This window comes from Streptomyces sp. NPDC057654 (assembly GCF_042800135.1).
Lineage (GTDB): Bacteria > Actinomycetota > Actinomycetes > Streptomycetales > Streptomycetaceae > Streptomyces.
In genome coordinates, this window is record NZ_JBHVHQ010000716.1 from 1 (window position 1) to 4,496 (window position 4,496).

Consider the following 4,496-nt stretch of genomic DNA (forward strand, 5'->3'; position numbering starts at 1 on the left):
GGCGGGGGGCTCGACGCTGTGGGCCATCAGGTCCCAGCCGGTGACGTCGGCGGCCGGTACGCCCGCCTCCTCGGCGACGAAGGAGATCAGGTCGCCCTCGTGGACGTCGCCGAGGCCCCAGATCGGCGTCATGTGGCGCTGCTTGTCGAGCTTGAGGCCCTCGGTGTGCACGGACCGGTCGAGGTGCACGGCGAGCTGGGGTACGCGCAGCAGCGGGCGGTCCACGTTGACGAGGCGGGTGGTGCCGTCGCGCAGCGAGAGCCGGCCGGAGAGGCCGAGGTCGCGGTCGAGCCAGGTGTTGAGCAGCGCGCCGCCGTAGATCTCCACGGCGACCTGCCGCCAGCCGTGGGCCCCGGTGTCGGGGATGGGTTTGACGCGCAGGTTGGGGGAGTCCGTATGGGCTCCGACGATGCGGTACGGGGTGGCCGGGGTCGCGCCGCGCGGTACGTACCAGGCGATGATCGCGCCGCCTCTGAGGACGTACTTGCCGCCGGCCGTCTCGTCGGACCCGGCCGCGCCGGCGGGCGGGGTCCACGATTCGGTCTCGGAGACCTGGCGGAATCCGGCCTTCTCCAGCCGTGCGGCCGCGTTCGCCACCGCGTGGTACGGGGACGGGCTCGCGGCGAGGTAGGACATCATGTCGTCGGTGTGGCCGCGATCGAAGCGGTGCGCAGAGCTCATGGCCTCAGGATAAGGATCAGAACAGGAGAACGGACGGGGTCCGGTCCCTCTGTGAGGGAATCGGGCCCCGTCCGCGGGAACTACCGTCGGTTTTCGGACCGGCTCTTCAACCTCCGGTCCTTTTTGCGGCTTGTAAGCGCCCGTGTGAAGGGCCTGCCTCCGGCGGCTTCGAGCGGCTTCGAGCGGCTTCGAGCGGGCTCAGAAGGCGCTCTCGTCCAGCTCCATCAGGGACTGGTCCACGGACTCGGCCTGCGCGCGGGCGACGGCGACGTGCGGCAGGACGGTGTGCGCGAAGAACTTCGCGGCGGCGATCTTGCCCGCGTAGAACGTCTTGTCCTTGGCGCCGGCGCCCGCGAGCTTGTCGGCGGCCACCGCCGCGCCCTTGAGCAGCAGGTAGCCGATGACGACGTCGCCGGAGGCGAGCAGCAGCCGGGTGGTGTTGAGGCCGACCTTGTAGATGGACTTGACGTCCTGCTCGGTGGCGGCGAGGTCGGTCAGCATCGCGCCGACGATCGCCTCCAGGTCGACGGCGGCCTTGGCGAGCTCGTCGCGGGCGGGTGCGAGGTCCTCGCCGCCGGCGGCCTCGGCGAGGAACTTCTTGATCTCCTCGGAGAGGGCGGTCAGCGCCTGGCCCTGGTCGCGGACGATCTTCCGGAAGAAGAAGTCCTGGCCCTGGATGGCGGTGGTGCCCTCGTAGAGGGTGTCGATCTTGGCGTCCCGGATGTACTGCTCGATCGGGTACTCCTGGAGGTATCCGGAGCCGCCGAAGGTCTGGAGGGACTGCGCGAGCTGTTCGTACGACTTCTCGGAGCCGTAGCCCTTGACGATGGGGAGCAGCAGGTCGTTGAGGCGGTGCGCGGCCTTGGCCTCGGCCTCCTCGCCGGCGGCCTCCCGGACGATGATCTCGTCCTGTACGGACGCGGTGTAGAGCACCAGGGCGCGCATGCCCTCGGCGTACGCCTTCTGCGTCATGAGCGAGCGGCGCACGTCGGGGTGGTGGGTGATGGTGACGCGCGGCGCGGCCTTGTCGGTGAAGGCGGCGAGGTCGGGGCCCTGCACGCGCTCCTTGGCGTACTCCAGGGCGTTGAGGTAGCCGGTGGAGAGGGCGGCGATGGCCTTCGTGCCGACCATCATCCGCGCGAACTCGATGATCTTGAACATCTGGCGGATGCCGTCGTGCTTCTCGCCGAGCAGCCAGCCCTTGGCGGGCTTCCCGTCGACGGCGCCGAACGTCATCTCGCAGGTGTTGGACGCCTTGAGGCCCATCTTGTGCTCGACGTTGGTGGCGTAGGCGCCGTTGCGCTCGCCGAGCTCGCCGGTCTCCCAGTCGAAGTCGTACTTCGGCACGATGAAGAGGGAGAGGCCCTTGGTGCCGGGGCCGTGGCCCTCGGGGCGGGCGAGGACGAAGTGGATGATGTTCTCGGACATGTCGTGCTCGCCCGAGGTGATGAAGCGCTTGACGCCCTCGATGTGCCAGGAGCCGTCGTCCTGCTGGACGGCCTTCGTACGGCCCGCGCCGACGTCGGAGCCCGCGTCGGGCTCGGTGAGCACCATGGTGGAACCCCACTGGCGGTCGACCATGCGCTGCGCGACGGCGTGCTGCTCCTCGGTGCCCTCTTCGTGCAGGACGCCGGCGAAGGCGGGGCCGGAGGCGTACATCCAGATGGCGGGGTTGGCGCCGAGTACGGTCTCGGCGAAGGCCCAGAGCAGGGAGCGGGGCGAGGTGGTGCCGCCGATCTCCTCCGGGATGCCGAGCCGCCACCAGTCGGCGTCCATGTACGCCTGGTAGCTCTTCTTGAAGGTCTCGGGGACCGGCGCCGTATTGGTCTCCGGGTCGAAGACCGGGGGGTTGCGGTCGGCGTCGGTGTAGGAGTCGGCCAGCTCGTTCTCGGCGAGGCGGGCGATCTCGGAAAGGATGCTCTTGGCGGTGTCGACGTCCGTCTCCGCGAACGGGCCGGTGCCGTACAGCTTGTCGCGGCCGAGGACCTCGAAGAGGTTGAACTCGATGTCGCGGAGATTCGACTTGTAATGCCCCATGGCGACGGCTCCGTAAGGCTCGGGAGACAGTGATCTCTTATGCATACCAATCGGTAACCACCATGATGCTACCCGTGGGTAATAACAGGCAACCCCCAAAGGGCCAACTGTGACCCAACCCGCTCGGTACGCTCGTAGGCATGTACGGCTACGACCAGAACGCGGGCGCGGGGCAGGGGTACGCCGCGCCGCCCCCGCCTCCGCCGCCGCAGCAGCACGCGCAGCAGCCCGGCGGCTACGGCGGGCAGCCGCTCTACCCCGAGCCGTCGCCGCCGTCCCTCGCGGACGCGGTACGGGCCTTCACGACCGGCTCGATGTCGGCCGAGGACTTCCAGGGCATCTTCTCGACGTCCAAGGTCTACTGCCCGCGCGGTGACAATCCGGGCTTCCTGGCGCTGCACAACACGCAGCAGCCGGTGATCCCGATGTTCACCTCGCTCAAGGAGCTGCGGCGGTACGCCGGGAAGGAGTCCAAGTACTTCGTGATCACCGGGGCCGAGGTGATCGACCTGCTGCCGACGGGGTACGGCTTCGTGCTCGACATGGAGGGCGATCACCGGATGGTGTTCGACGCGAAGTCGGTGGAGCAGATGGTCGACTTCGCGATGCGTCGTATGTACGGATAGGTCCTGCTGTTCCGCCTCCGACCGGGGCCCGCCGCGTGACGCGGCGGGCCCTTTCGCGTGCCTGGTCACGGCCCTCCGCGAGGCGGGGGAATACATGCCTCCTTGCTAGATGTTCACTGTTCAACTAAATTGGGGGCAAGAGCCGAGGAGGCCCGCTATGCCAGCAGTAACCGTGGAGAACCCGTTGACCCTGCCGCGCGTGGCCGCGCCGGCGGCCGCCGAGCAGCGGCCGGTGCTGCACGTGGCCACCGCGCCGAGCGGCTTCGAAGGCGAAGGGTTTCCCGTGCGCCGGGCCTTCGCGGGGATCAACTACAAGTACCTCGACCCGTTCATCATGATGGACCAGATGGGCGAGGTGGAGTACGCGCCCGGGGAGCCCAAGGGGACCCCTTGGCACCCGCACCGGGGCTTCGAGACCGTCACGTACATCATGGACGGGACGTTCATCCACCGGGACTCGCACGGTGGCGGCGGCACGATCAACGACGGCGACACGCAGTGGATGACCGCCGGATCGGGGCTGCTGCACATCGAGACGCCGCCGGAGTCGCTGGTCATGAGCGGCGGGCTGTTCCACGGCCTCCAGCTGTGGGTCAACCTGCCCAAGAGCGACAAGATGATGGCGCCGCGCTACCAGGACATCGGCGGCGGCCAGGTCAAACTGCTCACGTCGGCGGACGGCGGGGCGCTGCTGCGCCTGATCGCGGGCGATATCGACGGGCACGCGGGGCCGGGCGTCACGCACACGCCGATCACGATGATGCACGTCTCCATCAACCCGGGCGCGGAGCTGACGCTCCCGTGGCGCTCCGACTTCAACGCCCTCGCGTACGGGCTCGCCGGACGCGGCACCGCGGGCGCGGAGGGCCGCCCGTTCCGGATGGGCCAGGCGGTGGTCTTCGGCAACGGCGACTCGATCACGATCAAGGCGGACGAGGCGCAGGAGTCCCGCAGCCCCAACTTCGAGGTCGTCCTCCTGGGCGGCCGCCCGATCCGGGAGCCGATGATGCACTACGGCCCGTTCGTCATGAACACCCATGCCGAGCTGGCGCAGGCGTTCGACGACTTCCAGGCCGGTCGGCTGGGCACGGTGCCGGCGGAGGAGGAGTAACCCGCCAAGCCGACGAGGAGTAACCCGCCAAAGCGAGCGAC

3 protein-coding genes and 1 pseudogene are annotated in these 4,496 nt (G+C 69.0%); 2 read left to right on the forward strand and 2 right to left on the reverse strand.

All coding sequences use genetic code 11. The features are described 5' to 3' along the window. Both ACFU99_RS34320 and ACFU99_RS34325 read right to left on the reverse strand, forming a co-directional pair. Positions 1-681 (reverse strand): annotated as a pseudogene (locus ACFU99_RS34320) (M18 family aminopeptidase); the annotation flags it as partial. 198 nt (positions 682-879) lie between these two features. Then, the gene (locus ACFU99_RS34325) at positions 880-2,718 is read right to left on the reverse strand and encodes an acyl-CoA dehydrogenase (protein ID WP_384399701.1); all 1,839 of its coding nucleotides are present in this window, start codon (positions 2,716-2,718) and stop codon (positions 880-882) included. A 140-nt stretch (positions 2,719-2,858) separates the two neighbouring features. Between ACFU99_RS34325 and ACFU99_RS34330 the strand changes: the two genes are divergently transcribed. Both ACFU99_RS34330 and ACFU99_RS34335 read left to right on the forward strand, forming a co-directional pair. Further along, positions 2,859-3,344, forward strand: coding sequence for an SseB family protein (locus ACFU99_RS34330; RefSeq protein ID WP_384399704.1), 486 nt, complete (start codon positions 2,859-2,861; stop codon positions 3,342-3,344). 157 nt (positions 3,345-3,501) lie between these two features. After that, positions 3,502-4,455, forward strand: coding sequence for a pirin family protein (locus tag ACFU99_RS34335; protein WP_384399707.1), 954 nt, complete (start codon positions 3,502-3,504; stop codon positions 4,453-4,455). The last annotated feature ends 41 nt before the right edge of the window (positions 4,456-4,496 follow it).

Coding starts and splice junctions, on each gene's coding strand:
- ACFU99_RS34325 (WP_384399701.1), bottom strand. CDS start 2,718: ATGGGGCATTACAAGTCGAATCTCCGCGACATCGAGTTCAACCTCTTC.
- ACFU99_RS34330 (WP_384399704.1), top strand. CDS start 2,859: ATGTACGGCTACGACCAGAACGCGGGCGCGGGGCAGGGGTACGCCGCG.
- ACFU99_RS34335 (WP_384399707.1), top strand. CDS start 3,502: ATGCCAGCAGTAACCGTGGAGAACCCGTTGACCCTGCCGCGCGTGGCC.